The sequence below is a fragment of the Streptomyces sp. NPDC058001 genome, assembly GCF_042886315.1.
In the GTDB taxonomy this organism is placed as follows: Bacteria; Actinomycetota; Actinomycetes; order Streptomycetales; family Streptomycetaceae; genus Streptomyces.
Genome location: NZ_JBHVQT010000024.1, coordinates 1 through 17,354, shown reverse-complemented (window position 1 = coordinate 17,354; position 17,354 = coordinate 1). Strand labels below are relative to the sequence as shown.

Sequence of the window (17,354 nt, the reverse complement as noted above, 5' to 3'; positions counted from 1 at the left end):
GATGCGCGTCAGGCGGTGTCGGCGATGCCGGACGCGAGTTCGAGAAGAACTGCCGCATGGCAGTGATCCGGCTCGCCGGGGGCTGGCAGCGGGCACCAGCAGGTGAGGTCCCGGCCGTGGAGCAGCGCGCGGAACAGGGCGCAGGTATCGGCCTGCTCGGGCAGGTCAAGCCACGACCGGTAAAGCTCGGTGGCGTACCGGCGGGCCTCGACCCCGTCGGCGGGATACGTGCCGACGCTGCGGCCGGTGGCACCCCACTGGATGGTGAGGCCACGGTCGGCGCGCACGATGCGGGCCGGGTTGGCGAAGCGAGTGGGTCGGCCGACGTACACGGCACCTTCGGGCTTACGCCACCCGGGGGTGCGGCGGCGTTGGATGCGGATGGGGCCGCCGTTCGCGTCGCGACGGGCCTTCTGCTCGGCTCGCAGTTCGATCGCAGCAAGGCATGTGCACCCGCAGTTGCAGCCGTTAGGGCAGATGCAGCGGCACCGGACAGTGGCCGTCGTGGATTGGTGGGTCATTACAGGCTCCAGAGGGTGGGTTGCAGTTCCGTCAGCGGGATTTCGGTCTGCCCCGGGATATGCGGGACGGGCACGGCCGGAGGCGACGCGCGGGCCGCCGCCCGTTCCGGGGCCACGCCGAGACGACGCGCACACACCGGACCCAGACCCGACGGCGACGGATTCCGGAGCCGCCGGCCACACGCCGCACACCGCCCCTGACCTGCGGGAACGCGGCCGCGAGGGCGCGAACTTGGGGCACACCGGTCCCTGGCGGCGGGCATCAGGCGTCACCCACTTCCACGCAGTTCGTGCAGACCGGGGCCGGAGTTGGGCCGGATGCGGCGGTTCCGCAGGGCCAGGCTCCGGGGCGGGCTATGTGGTAGCCGAGCGGCTCGTCCTGGACCTCTGGCTCGGGTTCGGGGAGCGGCTTGCCGGTGAGGTGGGCGAAGAGGTCCGTGAGGGATCCCTCACGCCGGACGGCGGCAAGGTCTTCCGCCTTGAACTGGCCGGTCATGTGTGGGCCATGTCCGCGAAGCGGCTGTAGTGCAGTTGTGCCGCGACGGTGATCTCGGCGGTGGGGCCGGCGCGGTGCTTGGCGACGATCAGGTCGGCTTCGCCGGATCGTGCGGACTCCTTGTCGTAGGCGTCTTCACGGTGGACGAGGATGACGAGGTCGGCGTCCTGTTCGAGGGATCCGGACTCGCGGAGGTCAGCGAGCATCGGCTTCTTGTCGGTGCGCTGCTCGGGGCCGCGGTTCAGTTGGCACAGGACGATGACGGGGACGTCGAGTTCCTTCGCCATGAGTTTGATCTGGCGGCTCATCTCGGAGACTTCGACCTGCCGGTTTTCGGCGCGGCGGCCTGCGGAGTTGAGGAGTTGCAGGTAGTCGACGACGACGAGGGCGAGTCCGTCGGTCTGCTTGATCTGGCGGCAGCGGGCCTTGATTTGGTTGACGGTCCGGTTGGGGGTTGCGTCGATGGTGAGGGGGGCTGCGGCGAGCTTCTCGGCGTGGTTGGCGAAGGCGGCCCAGTCGAAGTCGGTCATGGCTCCGCCACGGATCTTGTGAAGTCCGATGCGGGCTTCGGCGGAGATGATGCGGTGCTGTACTTCGCGGCGCGCCATTTCGAGGCTGAAGAACGCGGCTGGGAGGCCGTAGCGGATGGAGCAGGCGCGGAGGATGTCGACGCCGAGGGTTGATTTACCGAGTCCGGGCCGCCCCGCAATGATGATCATCTGGCCGCCATGGAGGCCGTGGGTGAGGGCGTCTAGGTCGGCGAAGCCAGTACCGAGCCCAGCGTCACGGCCTTCGGCCTGAAGCTTCTCCAGTTCGGCGACGACAGCGTCCAGGTCGTCGCCGAGGAGTGCCGAGTCTGTCTCCTCGCGGGACTTCGTGATTGCGTTGACCTCGGCCTGGGCGGCATCGGCGGCCTCGTGCGCTTCGCCTTCTCCGGCGTATCCGATGTTGGTGATGCGGATTCCGGCTTCGACGATGCGCCGGCGGACGGCGCAGCCGTGGACGATCTCGGCGTAGTACTCGGCGTTCGCCGCGGTGGGCACGGACTGGACGAGCTGGTTGATGTAGGCGGAACCGCCGACCTTGGTCAGCACGCCGAGTTCCCGCAGGTAGTTGGAGACGGTGATCGGGTCGGCCGGCTCGTTCTTGCCATACAGGTCGAGGACGGCGCGGAATACGGTTTCGTGCGCGGGGCGGTAGAAGTCTTCGGCGTCGAGGACGTCGATGACTTCGGCGATGGCCCGCTTCGACAGGAGCATTCCGCCGAGTACGCATTGTTCGGCCGCGGTGTCCTGCGGGGGGACGCGCTCGAAGTTCTCGTCTTCCATGGGTTCTCCGTTCGGGTCAGGCCGCGTGGGCGGTCTGGGATGGGTGGCACTTGGGGCAGGGTCGGGCGTGGCCGTGGTCGTCGTAGATCAGGCGCAAGTTGCCTTCGCGGGCGGCGGCCTTGGCTCCGTCGGCGCATTCGCCGCACCAGGGCGACAGCGGGGCGGACGGCTTCCTTGGGGCGGGCTTGATCCGCTTAGGGAGGTCTCGGATCCGGATCCGGAGGATCGTCGGGTAGCTGGTGATCCCGCCGGGCCGTTCGGTGAGTTTCGTGATGAGGTCTGCGTCGAGGTCCCATCCCTGCCTGTCGATCATCGAGATGAGGTCTGGGGCTGTGGCCCGGGCCGAGACGGGGCCGATGGTCCATGGCTCTGGGAGCCGTTCGAGGAACTCAGCAGCAGCAGCGAGCCGGTCTTCGTGTTGCTGCTGCTGGCCCGCTTCTCGAAGTGGACCCGCGGGCTCTTCCTCTTCCTCGGCCCCCTTGGAGGGGGGAGGGGTAGAGGGGGGAGGGGTAGGGGGAGGTCCTGACCTCCCCTGGCGAGGCTGTGGCCTCCCCATAGGGGAGGTTGTGACCTCCCCTGGCGAGGTCCTGTCCTCCCCTTCCTCGTCGTTAGGGGAGGTTGTGACCTCCCCTTCGAGGACGGCAGGGAACCGGTAGCGGCACTGCGTTCCGGGAAGCGCGAAAACGGGACGGCCGTCCTTGCCCTCCGTGATCGGCACGCGGACCTCCAGGCCGCGTGCCGCGAGCCGCTGCAAGGCGGACTTCAGGCTGCCCTTGCCGGTTAGCCCTGTCCGCTCGGCCAGCGTGTGGATGTTGAAGTCGGGCCACGTCATGCGGCTCGGGTCGCCGTCCCGGACGTTCTCGCCGATGGCGACTAGGACCATCCGCTCGGCTGCGGTCAGGTCCTTCGGTGCGCGCAGGAGGACGTCGACGACGCGCTTGATCCCCATCACTGCACCGCCGTCTGACGAGCAGCCGCGCCCGGCCCGTCGGTACGCGTCGGCGGCTTGGTGTTGGGGGCCACGTGCTTCCTTCTTTCGGGGATTGGTGGAGTTCCGTAGGGCTTTGGGCGTGCTTGCCCTATGGCGGCACCCGGCCCCGATTGCCGTGGTTCGCATGGGTCGATCCTACCCCAAGGTGCCCGTGCACCCGAGATGCATTCGAGGGGCACTTGAACATGGCAGGGTGCCTAGTCACTGCACGGTCAGCTACTCTGTGCGCATGACGACGAAGGGGACGCCCGGCCGCGTGATCCGCGTGGACGAGGAGACGTGGACCGCCTACGGCGAGGTGTGCAAGGCCAAGGGCCTGTCGCGCGCCGCTGACCTGCGCGTCTACATCAACCGCGAGATCGCCGCCCACAAGCGCCGGCTGCGCGAGTCCGCCTCCGACTGACGTCACGTCTTCTCCTCTCCAGGCCCCGCCGTGTGGCGGGGCTTTGTCGTGTGCGGGCCAGCGGGCTATCGGTAGCGGTGTGAGGCGATTTGAGGGCCGGTGTCGCGCTGGTAGGCGGTGCGGCATCCGGCGTCGCAGAAGGCGGCGTCGGCGCGCTTCCGGAGCCGCCGGTGTGGGCCTCCGCTGGTGGTGCACGGGGTGTCTGGGGTGCATTGGCCGCACCAGTCGACGGGGTCGAGGTGGTCGCCGCACCAGGCGCAGTGGCGGGTGCCGTCGTCGTGGATGACCGCGGTCTCGGCCTTGCGGGAGGCGTACCGGTTCCTCATGCGACGCCCTCCCCGAAGATCGCGGCGTACTGCTGGCGCATGGGTTTGTCTTCGATGTGGTCGGGGTGGACGCAGGCGCTGTAGCCGCAGCCGGGGAGGACGTTGCCGACGGGTTCGCGGCCGTAGCGGAGCCGGAACGCGAGTCGGCGGGCGCTGGTTTGGCGGCCTTCGACGTGGAGGCTCGGGACGCTGGCGAGGAACGTGCCGGTCCAGTCGAGGTGTCCGTCGGGGGTTGGCCGGGTGCGGGCTGCGAACGCTTCGGCTGCGGTGGATGCCGGTGGGGCGCCTTGGCATTTGGGCAGGCCGAGGTCGGCGCGGTGTTGTGCGACCTTCCGGTGGGAGGTGTGGGCGCGGGCGGCGATGTCCTGGTTGGTGCGACCTTCGCGCAGCATGGCCTCGACGCCTGCGGGGATCTTCATGCGGCCACGACCTCTCGGGACTCGCTGCGGGCCCGGTGGACGGTGCGCGGGTTGCAGTGGACGCGTTCCGCGATCACACGGGCCGAGAGGCTCCGGACCTCCAGGCGGACGATGGCTGCGGTCCGTTCTCGGGGCGTGAGCCGGTCGGGCGGGTCTCCGGCGACGGCGCGGACGATGGCGATCTCGTCGGGTTGTGCGGGCTGGTAGCGGGCGCGTGCGCAGGCCCGCCGGCATTCGCGGCAGTAGAGCCAACCGTTGTTGTCGCGGGCCGCGTTCTCGGGGAACGGGTGTCCGTGACGGCAGGCGGGGCTGGACTCGGTTGTGCGGTAGCCGGGGAGGCCGAGCTGCTTGCGGTAGCGGTTGGCGGTTGCGCGGCTGACGCCCACACGGCGCTGTATCCCGAGGTCACTGTGCCCGGCCTGAAGGAGGGCCACGATCTGTTGCCGCTTGTCGGCGCTGAGCCTGTTCACGCGGCCACCTGCTTCCGCTGCCGCTTCTCCCCGGTGCGCCATTCGTGGACGATCTGGCGGACGGTGGAGATGGAGACCTCGTTGTCGAGCCGGGCGCGGATCTGCTCCGGGGTGTGGCCGCACCAGGCGAGGTGTTCGATCTCTTCGCGGCGGAGGGCGGCTAGTTCGCGGGCGCCGGGTTCGCGGTCGGCCGCGGCTGGGTCGAAGTCGGGGTCGTCGATGCGCCCCATGTCTTCCCACCACAGCGGGTCGTGCCAGCCTTCGCGTGCGGCGTGTCGGCGGGACCGTTCGGCAACGGACGCGGAGATACCGTGTGCTTCCGGGTTCTCGCCGGCGAGCTTGAGGTAGCAGGCGGCGACGGCTTCGGCGGTGGCGCGGAACACGCGGGCCTGTAGGGCCAGTCGGCACACGGTGGCGGGGTTGACGCCGATGTGGGGGCCGAGGGCTTTCATGGGCCAGCCGTTGACGGCAAGGGCCTGAATGCGGCGCCGCGTGCCGGTGGAATTGACGATGTTGGGGGTCGCGGTTTCGGCGGTGACGGCGAGGATCTTCGCCGCGATCTCCGGGGTGGCGCGCTTCTTGCGGGGCCGCTTGGGCCCGAGGCCGTAGAGGAAGGCACCAACGGTGGGCGGGTGGAGACCGGCGATTTCGGCGACGCGGGTGAAGGCGATGCCCTGTTCGCGCAGCCTGAGGAGGTGTTGGCGGATGGGTTCGGCGTCGACTAGGGGCTGCCAGGTGCCGTAGCCCTGCTTGCGGTGACGGTTGCGCTGGTAGGCCCTGTAGTTGTCGACACACTCGTGGCACTTGCACTTGTGGTACTTGTGCCGGGACAGGGTTCCGTGCGGCGGGAGCGGCTTGGCCGCAGTGGGCATGGCTTCCTGGGTGTGCTGGCAGGCGGCGGTGGTCATGCGGCGGCCCTCCTCGCCGCGGCGGTGCCTTTCCAGGTCCTGACTCCGCTGTGGTGGGCGGTGGGCCGGTTGGTGCAGGCCCATCCGGCGGTGCGGATGTAGCCCTCGTCCTTGAGGAGCGTCATCAGGCGTCCCCAGTGGGCCTGCGGGCTGGGCGGGTTGGGGAGGTTGTTCTCGTCGGCGATCTCGTAGGTGGTGAAGGTGCGGCCGGTTGCGGCGGCGGCTATGTACGCGGGCCAGACTTCGGCGATCCACGTCTCGTAGTCCTCGGCCTGGCGCCGGGCCGTCGATACGGGGGCGGTCGGCACGCTGCCGTCGAGGGCAGGCTGCACGGTGGCGGTCATGAGGCGTTCTCCTCGTCGGCGAAGAGGCTGGGCTGGGGGTCGTTGTTGCCGCGCGCTTCCCACTGGCGGCGGTAGCGATCGACTTCGCCGGAGCACTCCTGTCGGGTGTGGAAGACGGCGGAGTTCTCGGGGAGGTCGGGGCGCCACAGGTTGGGTCCGGGGAAGCGCGTGGCCTTCTGCCGGGTGGTGACGTACTCGCCGCAGCCGAGGCAGTGGCCCGGCGGGATGTCCATGAGGACGTCGTTGCGGGCGGCGATCAGATCCGCTTGCTTTTCGGCGGTCTCGTGGCGGCAGGGCGGGAGTTCGCCGCAGGCGACGCACACGGCGTAGTGCTTGGGGAGCACATCCCACTGATGGTGGCCGGGCGCGATCAGGTGGATCGGGTCGGCCTTGGGGTCGGCGACGGGGATGATCTGGACGGCGATGGGGCGGCCTCGCCATGTGTGCCGCTCGGGCTTGTCGCCGACGCCCCGGTTCTCCCACACCTTGAGGTGGTGGGCGAACTCGTCCTCGTACTTGTCGCCCCACAGGTCGTCGGGTCGTTCGTCGACTGCGACGACCTGCCAGGGGGTGCGCTCCCAGATGACGAGGGTGCCGGGTGCGAGTTGGACGTAGCGGCGGGCGAGGCGGCGTTCGTGGACGGCGTTCTCGGCGCGGCGGATCGCGGACGACGGCTGCCACATGTTCTTGCCCGGCTCGGCGATGGGCAGGGCGTAGCCGTACAGGGTGGGCGTCCGGGTCTTCCAGTAGCGGGTCACCGTGCCACCGCCAAGAGCCGCGTCTCGACGGCGGCGAGCACGTCGCCGTCCGGCGTCCAGAACCCGAGCGCGCCCTTGGCGGCCACGGGCTCCGGGAGGGCGATCACGTCGGCGAGGCCCCAGTGGTAGACGCCCTCCTCGCCCCACGGTCCGCAGCAGCGGCCGTCGTCGGACCAGTGGCTGCCGGTGATCGTGGCGACGGCGACGATCGCGCTGTACACGTCGAGGTGGTCGCCGTAGACCGTCGCGTTGAGGTCGGGCTTGGCTGCGGCGTGGATGAGGATGCGGGTGCGCTCGTGCTTTGCGGGGAGCTTCCAGGTGCGGTTCTCGACCCGCTTCGTCTGGTGGGCGATCGCGCCCACCCAGGGCTGCCGGATGGTGAGGGCCTTCATCGGGTCGCCTCCTCGGTGATGCTGGCGCCCGGCTTGGTGCCCGCGACCGCGTACCAGGCGTCGTGCTCTTCGACGGTCAGTCCGGCGAGGTCGTCCTCGACGGGGGCGCCCATGGCGGTTGCGGCGGCGAGAGCGAGGGTGGCGTGCGCCTGCGCCATCGCGAGTTGGTGAGCTGCTGCGGCGGGGTCGACGGGCCGCCCGCCGGGGCGGTTGAGATAGCTGGCAGCGCTCAGATGGCGCTCGGCTTCGGTGTAGTGCTCGGGTCCTGTCATGGGCTGTGGTCTCCTAGTCCCGGGGGCTGACGCAGGTTCGGGCCGCGTCAGCCCCCGATTCGGGTCGGGTCAGAACGGCGGGTCGGACGGGTCGGGGCCGAGGGTGATGCTGGTGATCTGCTTCTCGATGTCGCCGGTGAGGTCGGCGCCCGCGCGCTTCAGGGCGAAGATGATCGTCTGACCCACGCCCTGGGCGTCCCCCTTGCTGAGGAGTGCGGCGGCGAGGTACTCGACGAGGACTCGGCGGACGCGCTCCGGGACCTCGGCGGTGATGTCGGGGGTCGGCGTCCACGGGTCGTCGGCGGGGACGGCGGACGCGACGGCCTTCCAGGCGGAGCGTGGGTCCCATCCGCCGTCGGACAGTCGGGCGTCGATGAGGTCGTCCATGTTGGCTTCGGCCTCGTCGAGAGCTTGGGCGAGGGAGCGTGCTGCACTCCAGCGGTTCCTCTCCCTGCTGGCCAGTCCCTTTGCGATGTGCGCCGAAACGGCCTCGCGGGTTGCGTACTCGCGGCGGCGCAGCAGGGTGATCGCGTCTCGCAGGTCGGCGGTTGTGGCCGCGTGCTCCTCGTTCCGCGTGAGCGCGGCGTGCCCCTGCCCGATCCACGCGGCGACCTCGGCGATCCGCATGTCGGCCGGTTCTTCGGTGAGGTGGTGGGCGGCCGTGGCGAGGTGCTTCTCCGCCTCGTCCCTGTGGTTGATCGTCATGACTTGTGGTCTCCTCTTGGGAGGCCGCCCCGCCTGTTACCGGCGGGCGGGGCGGCGTCGGGGGTTGGTCAGGCGGCGCGGAGTTTGGCGGTGAGGTCACGGATGGCGCCCGCGGAGACGTGTTCCAGCGGGGCGCCGAGGGCCTCATAGGCGAGCTGGTCGATGTCCGAGGCGATGCCCCGCTCGACGCCGAATTCCCTGAGTTCCTGGACGGCGGCGGCGTGGTCGTCGTCGGTGTCGACGTCGACGACGTTCGAGGCGTCCGGCTGCGGCTCGGGGGCCGGCGCGGTGAGGGCTGCGACGGAAAGCGGCGCCTGCTTCGGCTGGACGATCTCGCCGTGGACGTAGCCGCCGAGTTCCTCGGCGACGTAGGGCATGCCGTGCAGGGCGTCGGCGGCGACGAGGCGGCAGATCTCGCCCGTGGCGCGGGCGATCAGCATCGTCTTCGGCTGCTTCTTCCACTCAGTCTTGTCGGTGAGCTTCATCTGCGCGGCGCGCGGCATGTCCCACTCGACGGTCTGCCACGCTTCGGCGCCCTTGCGGCGGCCTCGCATGATGCAGTGCCGGGCGTCGGACTCGACGAGTTCGATCTCGTGGCCAGCCTTGAGGACAATGGCGCGCATCGCGTGGGCCCGCAGCGCGGGCTGCCCCTGGATGACGTCGATGCTCTTGAGGGACGTCATCGGCTTCAGGCCGACTTCGTGCCCGGCGAGGATGACGGCAACGATGGCGTCGCGGTCGTTCCGGTAAGCGCCGGCGAGCGAGGTTCCGGCGATGGCGTTGGCGATGCCGGAGATGGCGGACGCCTCCTGCGCCCACTTTTGGAGGCTCGACTCGGCCGGCTGGTTGGCCTGCTGCGGGACGGCGACAACCTGCTGCTCGTCGCGGGTGGCGATCTCGTTACTCACCGATGTACTCCTCGAACTGTCGGATGGCGGCCCAGGTCGGAAGGCCGAGCTGGGGGATGGTGGCGACGGGTCCGGTCCAGTCGGGCCAGACGCCGGTGGACTCGCAGTCCCGGTAGATACGGAGGGCGCGTTCGTTGCGGGCGCGGCCGATGTCCTGGTCCTGGTCGCCGAGTTCGCGGACCGTGACGAGGTATGGAGCCTTCTTGGACTGGAAGGCGAAGAAGAACCGCGCGCCCTCCGGAGCCAGTCCCGCGGCCTGGACGCCGTCGATGTAGAGGGCGCCCTGCTGGTGGTAGCTGTAGGACTCGATGGCCTTACTGCATGCCTCGGGGCTGGCATCGGTTGTGGTCTTCACGTCGACGATGACCGTGACTTCGGGGCGGATGATCAGCCAGTCCGGGCGAACCCGGCATCGGACCCCGGTGGTCGGGTCGGTCCAGTAGATCGACCGTTCCGGGATGCCCATACCGGGTGCGAGCAGGGGTCCGGCGTCGGGGTGCTTGCGCATGGCGTCGGCCATCTCGTCGACCTGGGACTTCTCCTTCGGTAGGAGCGGCACCTTGCCCGCTGCGTAGGTGGCATCCCGCTTCTGGCGGGCTTCGGCCTTCTTCCAGTCCGGGTAGTCGAGGGTGACGATGTCGTGCCCCTCCCCCAGCACTGCGGTGTGGACGGCGTTGCCGAGGTCGAACTCTCGCTTCGACGGCTGCGGGTGGTCGCGGTCGTACTTGAACTGGGCGGGGCAGCCAGGGGCGAGGAGCTTCCGCAGGCCGGTCGACGACACCGATGTGCGGTCCGCGTGGTAGTCCTCGGCCGACAGGCCGTCAACGATCTCCGGGGCTTCGACCTCCACCGCGACGGTCACTGGGCACCGCCGTGGAACCGGGAGAGCGCCTCGCCGGCCATGGCGCCGAGCTGCTCGTCGGTGGCCGTGTAGAACGCGTCGGGCTGGGTGACGGCATCCCATACGTCGCGGGCCCACCTTGCGTCGCCGAGCGCCGTGTGTGCGACGTCGCCTGATGGGCGTGGTACGCCGACGAGTTCGGAGGCACGGTAGGAGCGCCAGGGCCAGCCGAGGGCGGCGTCGACCTTGCTGTAGTGGACGGCGTCGCACGTGTGGTGCGTCATCCGCTCGGCCTGCCCGTACAGGTGGCCAGCGGCCAGTGTGGCGATGTCGAGTGTCCGGTAGTGCCAGGGCTTCGCCACGTTGTAGTAGCGGGCGAACAGGTTGCGGATCATGTCGGCGTCGAAGCTGGGGTTGGAGCCGATGAGGACGGCGCCGTTGAGGAGGTTGTACATGCGGGTCGCCGCAGTGTGCGGGTCGTCCCACGTCCAGTTGGGTGCGCTGGTCCGCTCGTGGTAGCGGTTGATTTCCAGCGCCTTGGGGGTGGCGTTGGTGAGATCGGGCTTGATGCGGTAGACGTGCTCTTCGTCCCGGCCGTCGCGGCGGACGATCAGCGCGTACTCCCACGCGTCGTGCATGAACGGGTCCAGGCCCGTGGTTTCCGTGTCGACCCACACCAGTAGCGGCGCGGGCTTTGTGGTGCTTTCGGTACTCATGATTCTCGCTTTCGGGTGCAGTGATTGGGGGCCTCGATCCCCAGGCGGGGGGTGCTCCGGGAATCGAGGCCCTGGGGGCGGCGCGGAGTCGGGGGTCTCGACGCGCCGCCGGTCTGTGGTTGTTGGGTGCCGCCGCGCCGGCCGGTGTCATCCGGCGCGGCGGCGGGTTCAGGCGGCCTGGTGGGCGGGCTGGTCGAGGATGGGGAGCGCCTGTGTCGTGTCGTTGCTGGTGTCGCGGTGCGGGACCGGCGGCACGTAGGGCAGGACGACGACCGGCGAGTACGGGCGAACCAGCGCGGTGGGCACTGTGGTGATGCGGGGGCGGGCGTTGATGACGGCCTGCCTCAGCCGCTGGTGTTCGGCCCCGGCGCGGATCACCTTGTCGCCGTACTCCTTGACCCGGACCTTCAGCGCAGCGTTCTCGGCCTGGAGTTGGGCGACGAGGATGGCGTCTTGGCATCCGCGTACCAGCACGGCGTGGGCATCGCGTTCCCGCTGTTCGAAGTAGGTGGCGGTGTGCTTGCCGGTCGATCTCGTAGCGGTGATGGTGCTCATGCTCAGCTCCCAACGCAGGTGCAGTGGTTCGGGTCGGTGCGTCCGTCGGCGCAGGGGCAGTCGGGGTGTCCGGGGCAGTCGTCGCAGGCGACGGCCGTCTCGGGGTCGGGCGTCGGGTGGTAGGTGGCGGTGAGGAGTCCGGCGGCAATCAGGCCGATCCCGACCGCGATCACCTCCGGCGCGGTCATCGCCCGTTCCCCATGAAGTCGTCGGGGATGTCGATGAGTCGGGCCTGCACGGAGGCGATGAAGCCGGGGTCGGTTGCCCAGCGGGGCTTGGCGGCGAGGGTGGTGAGGTGGTTGCCGTCTGCGTGCCAGGTCTGGTTGCGGTCCCAGTCGGCTCCGGGGAACGCGCCCTGTACGAGGGCGGCGATGTCGCGGGAGCCGCCGGGGGGAAGCTGGACCTTTGCTCCGGTGGCGTCGCGGGCTGTCGCGAGGAACGTGCGCTCTGTCGGGCCCTTCGCGTCCGTCCATGTCGAGACGAGCAGGATGGTGACGGCGCCGGGGGCGAGCTTCGCCAGCCGGTACGGCAGTCGGGTCGTGTTCCTCCGCCGCCGGGATGCGGATGCCTTCCGGGGGCGGACGGGCAGGGGCTCGTAGATCGCCATCACGCCACCGCCTCGCCGCGCTGGTAGTAGCGGTACGCGGGGCGGGTGATGCCGCCCTCGGCGTCGACCTCGGCGGCGATGTCCGGCTCGTCGTCCGTGTCGAGGGTCCACAGGACCCGGTCGAGGGACCGCTTCAGGGCGGTGTGGGAGCGGATGAGCGCGTGGTGGTCGTGGATGTTCGTGGCCTGGGCGACCGCCAACTGTGTGCGGGCGTCCGACAGGGCGGCGTCGAGTTGGAAGGGGGAAGCCGTGGCAGTCATGACGCCTCCTTGGCGGTCGGGGTGGGGAAGGCGGGGGTCGCGTCGGGGTCGGAGGCGGGCTCCGGGTGGGCGAGCAACCAGCGGAGGCGGCCCACGGCCACGTCCTCAGAGACGGCCTTGCTCTGGCGGGCGATCAGGTCGGCCATCTGCTCCCGCAGAGTCGACAGCGGCACGTCCAAGTCGCGGATCGGGCGGGTCACCGGGCCACCCCTGTCGGCAGGCACTTCAACGCCTCGGCGATAGCGGCTCGCGTTGTCTCGTCGTCGTGCATCGGCTCGTTCCAGCCGCAGTTTGCGCACCAGAACTCGGACGGCTCCGGCTTCGGCTGGAAGTCCCGACACAGCGGGTTCGGGTTCTGCGGCACGTTGCGGGCGGCGTGTGCCTCCGGGCCGCCACCCCAGAGCGGCAACGGGTCGACGTGGGTGAGGGCGATGCAGGCGCCGTGTCCGTCGACCCATACGACGTCGGTGTGACCGCCGAGCACCTGGGCCTCGCTGCGGGTACGGGTGACCAGCCGCTCGGCGTTCTGGTCGTCCTCCGGGCGGGCACCGGGGTAAGCGAGGACCGGGGTACCGACCGGGAAGCGGGCGTTGAACTCGTCGGCGTTCACACTGCACCGCCACGAAGTTCGGCAGCCGTGCCACGGAATGCGGCCGTCACGTCGTCCTGCGTGCGACCCGACTCGTCGTTCCAGGACGCCAACTCGGTGTTCTCGAAGCCGCGCTCGACGTACTCGGCGACCTCGTGGGCATCGACGCCCCCAAGAGTGCGGCCAACAGGGAACTGAGGGCTCCCATGCAGGGCCACGTTGATCGCACCCAGCGCGCACACCCGGCACGCAGCCAAGGGCCTACTGGGGTCCGTGTACCTGTCGTACAACTCGCCCTGGAACCAGCCGACCGACTCGATATGATCAGCGGCACGGTCAAGGATCTCTGCGATCTTGAGGGAGTCGGTCATCGGGCACCGCCCTCGATCGCGGCGCGCATGGCGACCTGGCGCTTCGAGACGCGCATCTGGATGAAGGACAGCCCACGCGGCGTGATGTGCAGGGTGTAGTGGGCGCACGAACCCCACGTGTGCTCGACGACCTTCTCGACTGAGTTGAAGCACTCACGGTGCGACGCGTAGAAGTCGTACTCCCAGCCGCCGCAAGTCCGCTGCCGCCGGTAGATCAGCTTCTCGTCGAGAAGGAACCCGCGAAGGTCCGTCTCTCGCCAGCCGATCTCCTTCGCGGCCTGCCGGACCAGCCGGTCACCGTCCTGTGCGGCCATCAGCGTGTCGTGAGCCAGAGCCTTCGGCTCCAGCTCCTTCAACTTCCGGTCCGCTTCCACCAACTGCTCGGCGGTCCGCGTGAACTCCTGCGCGAGAGCGAGGACGCCCTGCGGCGTCGTCAGGTCCGGGAGGCGCGGGGCAGGCGGCTCAATCGAGTACGAACCCGTCCGTCGGAGGGAGGGAATGACCTCGTGGGTCAGCCAGCGACGAAAGCTCTTCGCTCGCGGCGAGCGGGAGATCAGCAGGAGGGCGTATACGCCGGGCTCGGACACGAGCACCATCTGCTGGGCGCCACCGGGGGTGTCCACGGCGGCGGACACCCTTTCGTCTTCGTCGAGCTGGACGAGAGCGTCGCGGTACTTGCTGATGCCTACGGCGTCGCAGGCGTCCTTACCGACGAACCACGGCTCGCCGTCGATCATCACGGACCGCACGTGCTGTGCGGTCTCCGGGAAGGTGAACACCAGCGGGGTGCTCGGGGATGGGACCATGGTCATCAGGTCCACTCCTGTTCTTTGAGGTTCTGGGGGTGGATCGCGCGGCTGAGCCGCGAGGCCCCGGCTGCCGGTTTCTGGCGAGTCACCGGCGGTTGGGGCTTGGCCGCCCTAGGCGGCGGTCTTGACGGGCTTCGGCGCGATGAACGGCTCGCGGGTGAACTGGGCAGTGATCGCCCGAATGTTCAAGCCCGAGAACCAGACACGGTTGCCGTTGTTCACGTGGGGGATCTCCCAGAGGTAGGCCATCTCACGGAGCTTCCGCGGGGAGAACGGCAGGTAGTACGCGGCCTCGGCCGGCGTGTAGTGGAAAAGCTCGCCCTCCGGCGTGCTTGGCGCCGGGAGGTTGTCCCGCATCTCGTCCTTGGCCCTGGGGGCGCTCACGTCTTCTCCTTGGGGGTGTCATGGGTGATGTCGATGGGGGGCACGTCGAGTACCTCCGCGAGCAGGTGGGTGTAGTCGTCGCCGAGTCCGGCGAGCCCGCGTTCTACGCGGGAGAGGTGGCCCTTGTTGATGCCGGTAAGGGCTGACACCGTGCCGAGGCTCATTTTCAGAGCTTGCCTTCTGAGGCGGATGTAGTCTCCGTGCGGTCTCACGCTCTGAAACTTAGCCTCTGGGGCTACGTCAGGCAAGCCCTGTGGCTACGTTGAGGCTCTTTTTCTTAGCTTCAGATTGCCCCATACGGCCCTACTGCCCGGGAAGTTCCATGCGTCGCATGCAACCCAAGGGCTCCGTTTGTGAGCCAAAGTGCAGGTCAAAAGGCTCAATCCGAGCTACGCGGTTGCATGGGAGTAGTGCATGATGTGGAGACATGGACCGAGATCGAGACCGCTGGGCACGGCTGGGCCGCGCATTCGCGGAAGCGCGCGAGGCGATCGGCCTCTCTCAAGACCAGGTCGCCGAACGAATCGGCGTCACCCGTACCACCGTCCAGACCATCGAACGCGGCCACGTCGGCGGCAAACCGCCGATCAAGGTCACCGGGACCATGCGGAGCTACGCACGCCTCGTCGGCTGGACTGAAGACTCGATCACCCGTGTCCTCGGCGGCGGAGAGCCCGAGCGCGTACCCACCGCCCCGAGCGCGGCGCCCGAGCGCGAGGTGACACCCGCAGAGCCTGCCGGATCGGGGCTGCCGGCCGCTGTTGAGCTGGAACTCCGGCAGGGCGAGACTCTGGAGAGTGCGGTGCTCCATCTCGGCCCGGAGCAGTCCGATGCCCGGGTCATCGTGGTCCTGAAGGGTGCGTCTGACATAACGCCGGAGGAGATGGAGGAGATGATGAAGCAGTGGCGTAAGACTCGCCGTCACCTCCAGAGCCTGGCGGGAGACGGGAAAACCCCGCCAGCAACCTAGCTAAGATCGTTTTCACGCATACGGCGTGCCTCGTCACAAAGTGTGCTTACATGCTGGGACCACCGAGGGGGGGCTCCGCTCGAAGTGGGGGTAAGCATGTTGAGCATGCAGGTGAGGCGCGAGGATGGGCATTACTTCGAGCCGTACATCGTCGATCTGGATGACGGCTGCGAGTTCGTGTTCCACGAGAAAGACATAACGGAAGAGGGCGCGAAGTACTTTGCGCAAGCGGTGACGGACCAGGCCCGCCGGTGGTTGCCACGGCCGCCGGAGATGCCGCAAGGGCACCTCGTGCCCGTCTTGATCATTCGTGAGCCCGACCTGCCCGAGGTGTGTGCAATCCACCTTGATGATCGCGCAGAATCGATTCTGTACACCGTTGACGCCGACATCATCACCGAGCGCGCGGCGGCCGTCATCTCCCGAAAGCTGACCGAGCGATCCCCCCACTGGCATCGTGTCCCCGACGAAACACAGTCACTGCACGACGCAGTCTGACCAGGGGACATGAGGGGGCGCGGTCGTGGCCTACGCGGAAAAGGTCTTCAAGGTCAAGAACGGGAAGCAGACCAAGCAGTACACCTGGCGGGCCCGGTACAAGAAACCTGACGGCACATGGGGGTCGGAACCGGGATTTCCGACCAAGAAGCTCGCCGAGGACTGGGGAAATCAACAGGAAGCGGCGATCCGCGCCGGCACCTGGATCGACCCGGAGAAGGCGCTGACGAAGTTCGGCGATTGGGTCGAGATCTGGAAGGCGGCGAACAAGCCGCGGCCGGGGACCCTGACGAAGCGCAGGCACCTGCTGGACCAGATCCTGCTACCTGCGTTCGAGCACACGCCGCTCGTTGAGGTGAACAACGTGTTCACGGTGAAGGGCTGGGCGACGCGCGCAGCTAAGCCGCACGGTCGGCACGACCCGAGCACGATTGGTCAGGCCCGGAGCCTGTTGAGCACGATCCTCAGCGGCGCGGAGGATGCCGGGTACATCACTGCGAACAAGCTGTACGGGCGGCGGATCCTCGTCGGTGCGGATCATCAGGCGGAAGAGGAAGAAGAGGTGTGGGCGCAGCCGGATGAGGCGTTCCGGCTGTACGAGCGGCTCGGCGGTGTGCACGGCCTGATGGTTCTCACGGACTGCTACATGGGCTTGCGGTGGGGCGAGCTGACTGGGCTGCACCGGGACAACTGTCTGTTGAAGCGGACTGACAGGATCGACGGTAAGCCGTTTGTCCGTCACGTCCTGAGGATCGACCCGCTTGTCGGCTCGCTGCACGAGGATGAGTTCGAGCTGGGCGACGAGGAACTCCGGGCGTGGCGGGCGGCGGAGGATGCGCGGCTCGCAGCCTGTGTGGCGAAGGGCTGGAAGGCGAAGCGGCGCAAGGAGCCGAAGGCCGTGGTGAAGGTGTACCTCGGTCCGCCGAAGAACAAGTACAGCGCGCGGGAGGCGGACGTGCCGCCGTTCTTGGTGCGGCTTCTGGAGGAGCACATTGAGGAGTGGCCGCACGAGTATCCGTTCTCGACGCCGGACGGTCCGTATTGGCGGCGGGGGAATTTCGGGCGGGTCCTGCGTCCGGCGGCTAACGGGCGTGATGCCTATCCCGGCGCCAAGGGTCACAAGCCGCGGGCGGCCTGGGAGCCGATCCTGCCCGACTTTACGATGCGCGGTGCGCGGCATACGCATGACACGTGGATGAAGGACGATGGGGTGGACCGGGCGCTTCGCTTCTTGACTATGGGGTGGGTGCCGAAGGATATTGAGGGGACATACGAGCACGTCACGCCTGAGATGCGACGGCATAGGCTGGACCGTCTGGAGGCCCGGTGGGTCCGTGGGCGGCAGGTGGCGGGGCGGGGCTCGGTATGAGATCAACCCGGAGTTGATCTCCCGAATATCTCCTAAATGATCTACCCGGAGCCCCGCATTGATCTTGATGCGGGGCTCCGGTGCAGGTCTCACCGGGTGGGCGCGGACGGTTTCGAACCGCCGACATCTGCCTTGTAAGGGCAG

The 17,354-nt window shown here is 68.7% G+C and carries 30 protein-coding genes; 4 read left to right on the top strand and 26 right to left on the bottom strand.

The annotated features are described in order from the left end of the window. Window positions 1-8: 8 nt before the first annotated feature. From ACFVT5_RS40980 to ACFVT5_RS40965, 4 genes are all read right to left on the bottom strand, one after another. Window positions 9-521 carry a DUF4326 domain-containing protein gene (locus tag ACFVT5_RS40980; protein ID WP_389899163.1) on the bottom strand — a complete coding sequence of 171 codons (513 nt, stop codon included), beginning with the start codon at window positions 519-521 and terminating at the stop codon, window positions 9-11. A gap of 262 nt (window positions 522-783) precedes the next feature. Then, complete coding sequence (locus tag ACFVT5_RS40975) at window positions 784-1,017, bottom strand: hypothetical protein (RefSeq protein ID WP_389899162.1); 234 nt, start codon at window positions 1,015-1,017, stop codon at window positions 784-786. Further along, complete coding sequence (gene dnaB / locus ACFVT5_RS40970; RefSeq protein ID WP_389899160.1) at window positions 1,014-2,345, bottom strand: replicative DNA helicase; 1,332 nt, start codon at window positions 2,343-2,345, stop codon at window positions 1,014-1,016. Before dnaB ends, ACFVT5_RS40975 begins: the two co-directional genes overlap by 4 nt. Window positions 2,346-2,361: 16 nt before the next feature. Then, complete coding sequence (locus ACFVT5_RS40965; RefSeq protein WP_389899158.1) at window positions 2,362-3,294, bottom strand: MarR family transcriptional regulator; 933 nt, start codon at window positions 3,292-3,294, stop codon at window positions 2,362-2,364. A gap of 271 nt (window positions 3,295-3,565) precedes the next feature. Between ACFVT5_RS40965 and ACFVT5_RS40960 the strand changes: the two genes are divergently transcribed. Then, the gene (locus ACFVT5_RS40960) at window positions 3,566-3,739 is read left to right on the top strand and encodes a hypothetical protein (RefSeq protein ID WP_389899156.1); all 174 of its coding nucleotides are present in this window, start codon (window positions 3,566-3,568) and stop codon (window positions 3,737-3,739) included. A gap of 65 nt (window positions 3,740-3,804) precedes the next feature. Here ACFVT5_RS40960 and ACFVT5_RS40955 read toward each other — a convergent pair whose 3' ends face one another. From ACFVT5_RS40955 to ACFVT5_RS40850, 22 genes are all read right to left on the bottom strand, one after another. Next, complete coding sequence (locus ACFVT5_RS40955) at window positions 3,805-4,065, bottom strand: hypothetical protein (protein WP_389899155.1); 261 nt, start codon at window positions 4,063-4,065, stop codon at window positions 3,805-3,807. Further along, window positions 4,062-4,484 (bottom strand): hypothetical protein, encoded by a 423-nt coding sequence (locus ACFVT5_RS40950; protein ID WP_389899153.1) that lies wholly within the window; start codon window positions 4,482-4,484, stop codon window positions 4,062-4,064. The genes ACFVT5_RS40955 and ACFVT5_RS40950 overlap by 4 nt, the downstream gene beginning before the upstream one ends. Then, complete coding sequence (locus ACFVT5_RS40945) at window positions 4,481-4,954, bottom strand: helix-turn-helix domain-containing protein (protein ID WP_389899151.1); 474 nt, start codon at window positions 4,952-4,954, stop codon at window positions 4,481-4,483. Before ACFVT5_RS40945 ends, ACFVT5_RS40950 begins: the two co-directional genes overlap by 4 nt. Continuing rightward, window positions 4,951-5,862, bottom strand: a complete 912-nt coding sequence (locus ACFVT5_RS40940; RefSeq protein WP_389899149.1) for a hypothetical protein — start codon at window positions 5,860-5,862, stop codon at window positions 4,951-4,953. Before ACFVT5_RS40940 ends, ACFVT5_RS40945 begins: the two co-directional genes overlap by 4 nt. Further along, window positions 5,859-6,206: a hypothetical protein gene (locus tag ACFVT5_RS40935; RefSeq protein ID WP_389899148.1), complete on the bottom strand. Its 348-nt coding sequence runs from the start codon at window positions 6,204-6,206 to the stop codon at window positions 5,859-5,861. Before ACFVT5_RS40935 ends, ACFVT5_RS40940 begins: the two co-directional genes overlap by 4 nt. Continuing rightward, window positions 6,203-6,964, bottom strand: a complete 762-nt coding sequence (locus ACFVT5_RS40930) for a hypothetical protein (protein WP_389899147.1) — start codon at window positions 6,962-6,964, stop codon at window positions 6,203-6,205. The genes ACFVT5_RS40935 and ACFVT5_RS40930 overlap by 4 nt, the downstream gene beginning before the upstream one ends. Next, complete coding sequence (locus ACFVT5_RS40925; RefSeq protein ID WP_389899146.1) at window positions 6,961-7,356, bottom strand: hypothetical protein; 396 nt, start codon at window positions 7,354-7,356, stop codon at window positions 6,961-6,963. Before ACFVT5_RS40925 ends, ACFVT5_RS40930 begins: the two co-directional genes overlap by 4 nt. Then, window positions 7,353-7,628 (bottom strand): hypothetical protein, encoded by a 276-nt coding sequence (locus ACFVT5_RS40920; protein ID WP_389899145.1) that lies wholly within the window; start codon window positions 7,626-7,628, stop codon window positions 7,353-7,355. Before ACFVT5_RS40920 ends, ACFVT5_RS40925 begins: the two co-directional genes overlap by 4 nt. Window positions 7,629-7,697: 69 nt before the next feature. Further along, window positions 7,698-8,333: a hypothetical protein gene (locus ACFVT5_RS40915; RefSeq protein WP_389899144.1), complete on the bottom strand. Its 636-nt coding sequence runs from the start codon at window positions 8,331-8,333 to the stop codon at window positions 7,698-7,700. Window positions 8,334-8,401: 68 nt separating this feature from the next. Continuing rightward, entirely contained in the window at window positions 8,402-9,241 is an 840-nt protein-coding gene (locus ACFVT5_RS40910; protein ID WP_389899143.1) for a hypothetical protein, read from the bottom strand. Next, complete coding sequence (locus tag ACFVT5_RS40905) at window positions 9,234-10,103, bottom strand: PD-(D/E)XK nuclease-like domain-containing protein (RefSeq protein WP_389899142.1); 870 nt, start codon at window positions 10,101-10,103, stop codon at window positions 9,234-9,236. Before ACFVT5_RS40905 ends, ACFVT5_RS40910 begins: the two co-directional genes overlap by 8 nt. Continuing rightward, entirely contained in the window at window positions 10,100-10,798 is a 699-nt protein-coding gene (locus tag ACFVT5_RS40900) for an exonuclease domain-containing protein (RefSeq protein ID WP_389899141.1), read from the bottom strand. Before ACFVT5_RS40900 ends, ACFVT5_RS40905 begins: the two co-directional genes overlap by 4 nt. Before the next feature lie 168 nt (window positions 10,799-10,966). Next, window positions 10,967-11,353, bottom strand: a complete 387-nt coding sequence (locus ACFVT5_RS40895; protein ID WP_389899139.1) for a hypothetical protein — start codon at window positions 11,351-11,353, stop codon at window positions 10,967-10,969. 2 nt (window positions 11,354-11,355) lie between these two features. Further along, window positions 11,356-11,541: a hypothetical protein gene (locus ACFVT5_RS40890; RefSeq protein WP_389899138.1), complete on the bottom strand. Its 186-nt coding sequence runs from the start codon at window positions 11,539-11,541 to the stop codon at window positions 11,356-11,358. After that, window positions 11,538-11,960, bottom strand: coding sequence for a hypothetical protein (locus tag ACFVT5_RS40885; RefSeq protein WP_389899137.1), 423 nt, complete (start codon window positions 11,958-11,960; stop codon window positions 11,538-11,540). Before ACFVT5_RS40885 ends, ACFVT5_RS40890 begins: the two co-directional genes overlap by 4 nt. After that, the gene (locus tag ACFVT5_RS40880; protein ID WP_389899136.1) at window positions 11,960-12,220 is read right to left on the bottom strand and encodes a hypothetical protein; all 261 of its coding nucleotides are present in this window, start codon (window positions 12,218-12,220) and stop codon (window positions 11,960-11,962) included. Before ACFVT5_RS40880 ends, ACFVT5_RS40885 begins: the two co-directional genes overlap by 1 nt. Next, window positions 12,217-12,420: a hypothetical protein gene (locus tag ACFVT5_RS40875; RefSeq protein WP_389899135.1), complete on the bottom strand. Its 204-nt coding sequence runs from the start codon at window positions 12,418-12,420 to the stop codon at window positions 12,217-12,219. Before ACFVT5_RS40875 ends, ACFVT5_RS40880 begins: the two co-directional genes overlap by 4 nt. Further along, the gene (locus ACFVT5_RS40870; protein ID WP_389899134.1) at window positions 12,417-12,830 is read right to left on the bottom strand and encodes a hypothetical protein; all 414 of its coding nucleotides are present in this window, start codon (window positions 12,828-12,830) and stop codon (window positions 12,417-12,419) included. Before ACFVT5_RS40870 ends, ACFVT5_RS40875 begins: the two co-directional genes overlap by 4 nt. Then, on the bottom strand, window positions 12,827-13,180 hold the full coding sequence (locus ACFVT5_RS40865; protein ID WP_389899133.1) for a hypothetical protein: 354 nt from the start codon (window positions 13,178-13,180) through the stop codon (window positions 12,827-12,829). The genes ACFVT5_RS40870 and ACFVT5_RS40865 overlap by 4 nt, the downstream gene beginning before the upstream one ends. Beyond that, window positions 13,177-13,992 carry a BRO family protein gene (locus ACFVT5_RS40860; RefSeq protein WP_389899132.1) on the bottom strand — a complete coding sequence of 272 codons (816 nt, stop codon included), beginning with the start codon at window positions 13,990-13,992 and terminating at the stop codon, window positions 13,177-13,179. The genes ACFVT5_RS40865 and ACFVT5_RS40860 overlap by 4 nt, the downstream gene beginning before the upstream one ends. Before the next feature lie 108 nt (window positions 13,993-14,100). Then, window positions 14,101-14,373: a hypothetical protein gene (locus ACFVT5_RS40855; protein WP_389899131.1), complete on the bottom strand. Its 273-nt coding sequence runs from the start codon at window positions 14,371-14,373 to the stop codon at window positions 14,101-14,103. Beyond that, window positions 14,370-14,585, bottom strand: a complete 216-nt coding sequence (locus tag ACFVT5_RS40850) for a helix-turn-helix domain-containing protein (RefSeq protein WP_389899130.1) — start codon at window positions 14,583-14,585, stop codon at window positions 14,370-14,372. The genes ACFVT5_RS40855 and ACFVT5_RS40850 overlap by 4 nt, the downstream gene beginning before the upstream one ends. A 215-nt stretch (window positions 14,586-14,800) precedes the next feature. On the opposite strand from ACFVT5_RS40850, the gene ACFVT5_RS40845 reads away from it, so the two are divergent. The 3 genes from ACFVT5_RS40845 to ACFVT5_RS40835 all read left to right on the top strand — a co-directional run bounded on the left by ACFVT5_RS40845 (window position 14,801) and on the right by ACFVT5_RS40835 (window position 17,210). Then, window positions 14,801-15,343: a helix-turn-helix domain-containing protein gene (locus ACFVT5_RS40845; RefSeq protein WP_389899128.1), complete on the top strand. Its 543-nt coding sequence runs from the start codon at window positions 14,801-14,803 to the stop codon at window positions 15,341-15,343. A 96-nt stretch (window positions 15,344-15,439) separates the two neighbouring features. Further along, a complete protein-coding gene (locus tag ACFVT5_RS40840) occupies window positions 15,440-15,841 on the top strand; it encodes a hypothetical protein (protein WP_389899126.1) in 402 nt (133 codons plus the stop codon). Between the two features lie 25 nt (window positions 15,842-15,866). Further along, window positions 15,867-17,210 carry a hypothetical protein gene (locus ACFVT5_RS40835; RefSeq protein ID WP_389899124.1) on the top strand — a complete coding sequence of 448 codons (1,344 nt, stop codon included), beginning with the start codon at window positions 15,867-15,869 and terminating at the stop codon, window positions 17,208-17,210. Window positions 17,211-17,354 lie beyond the last annotated feature (144 nt).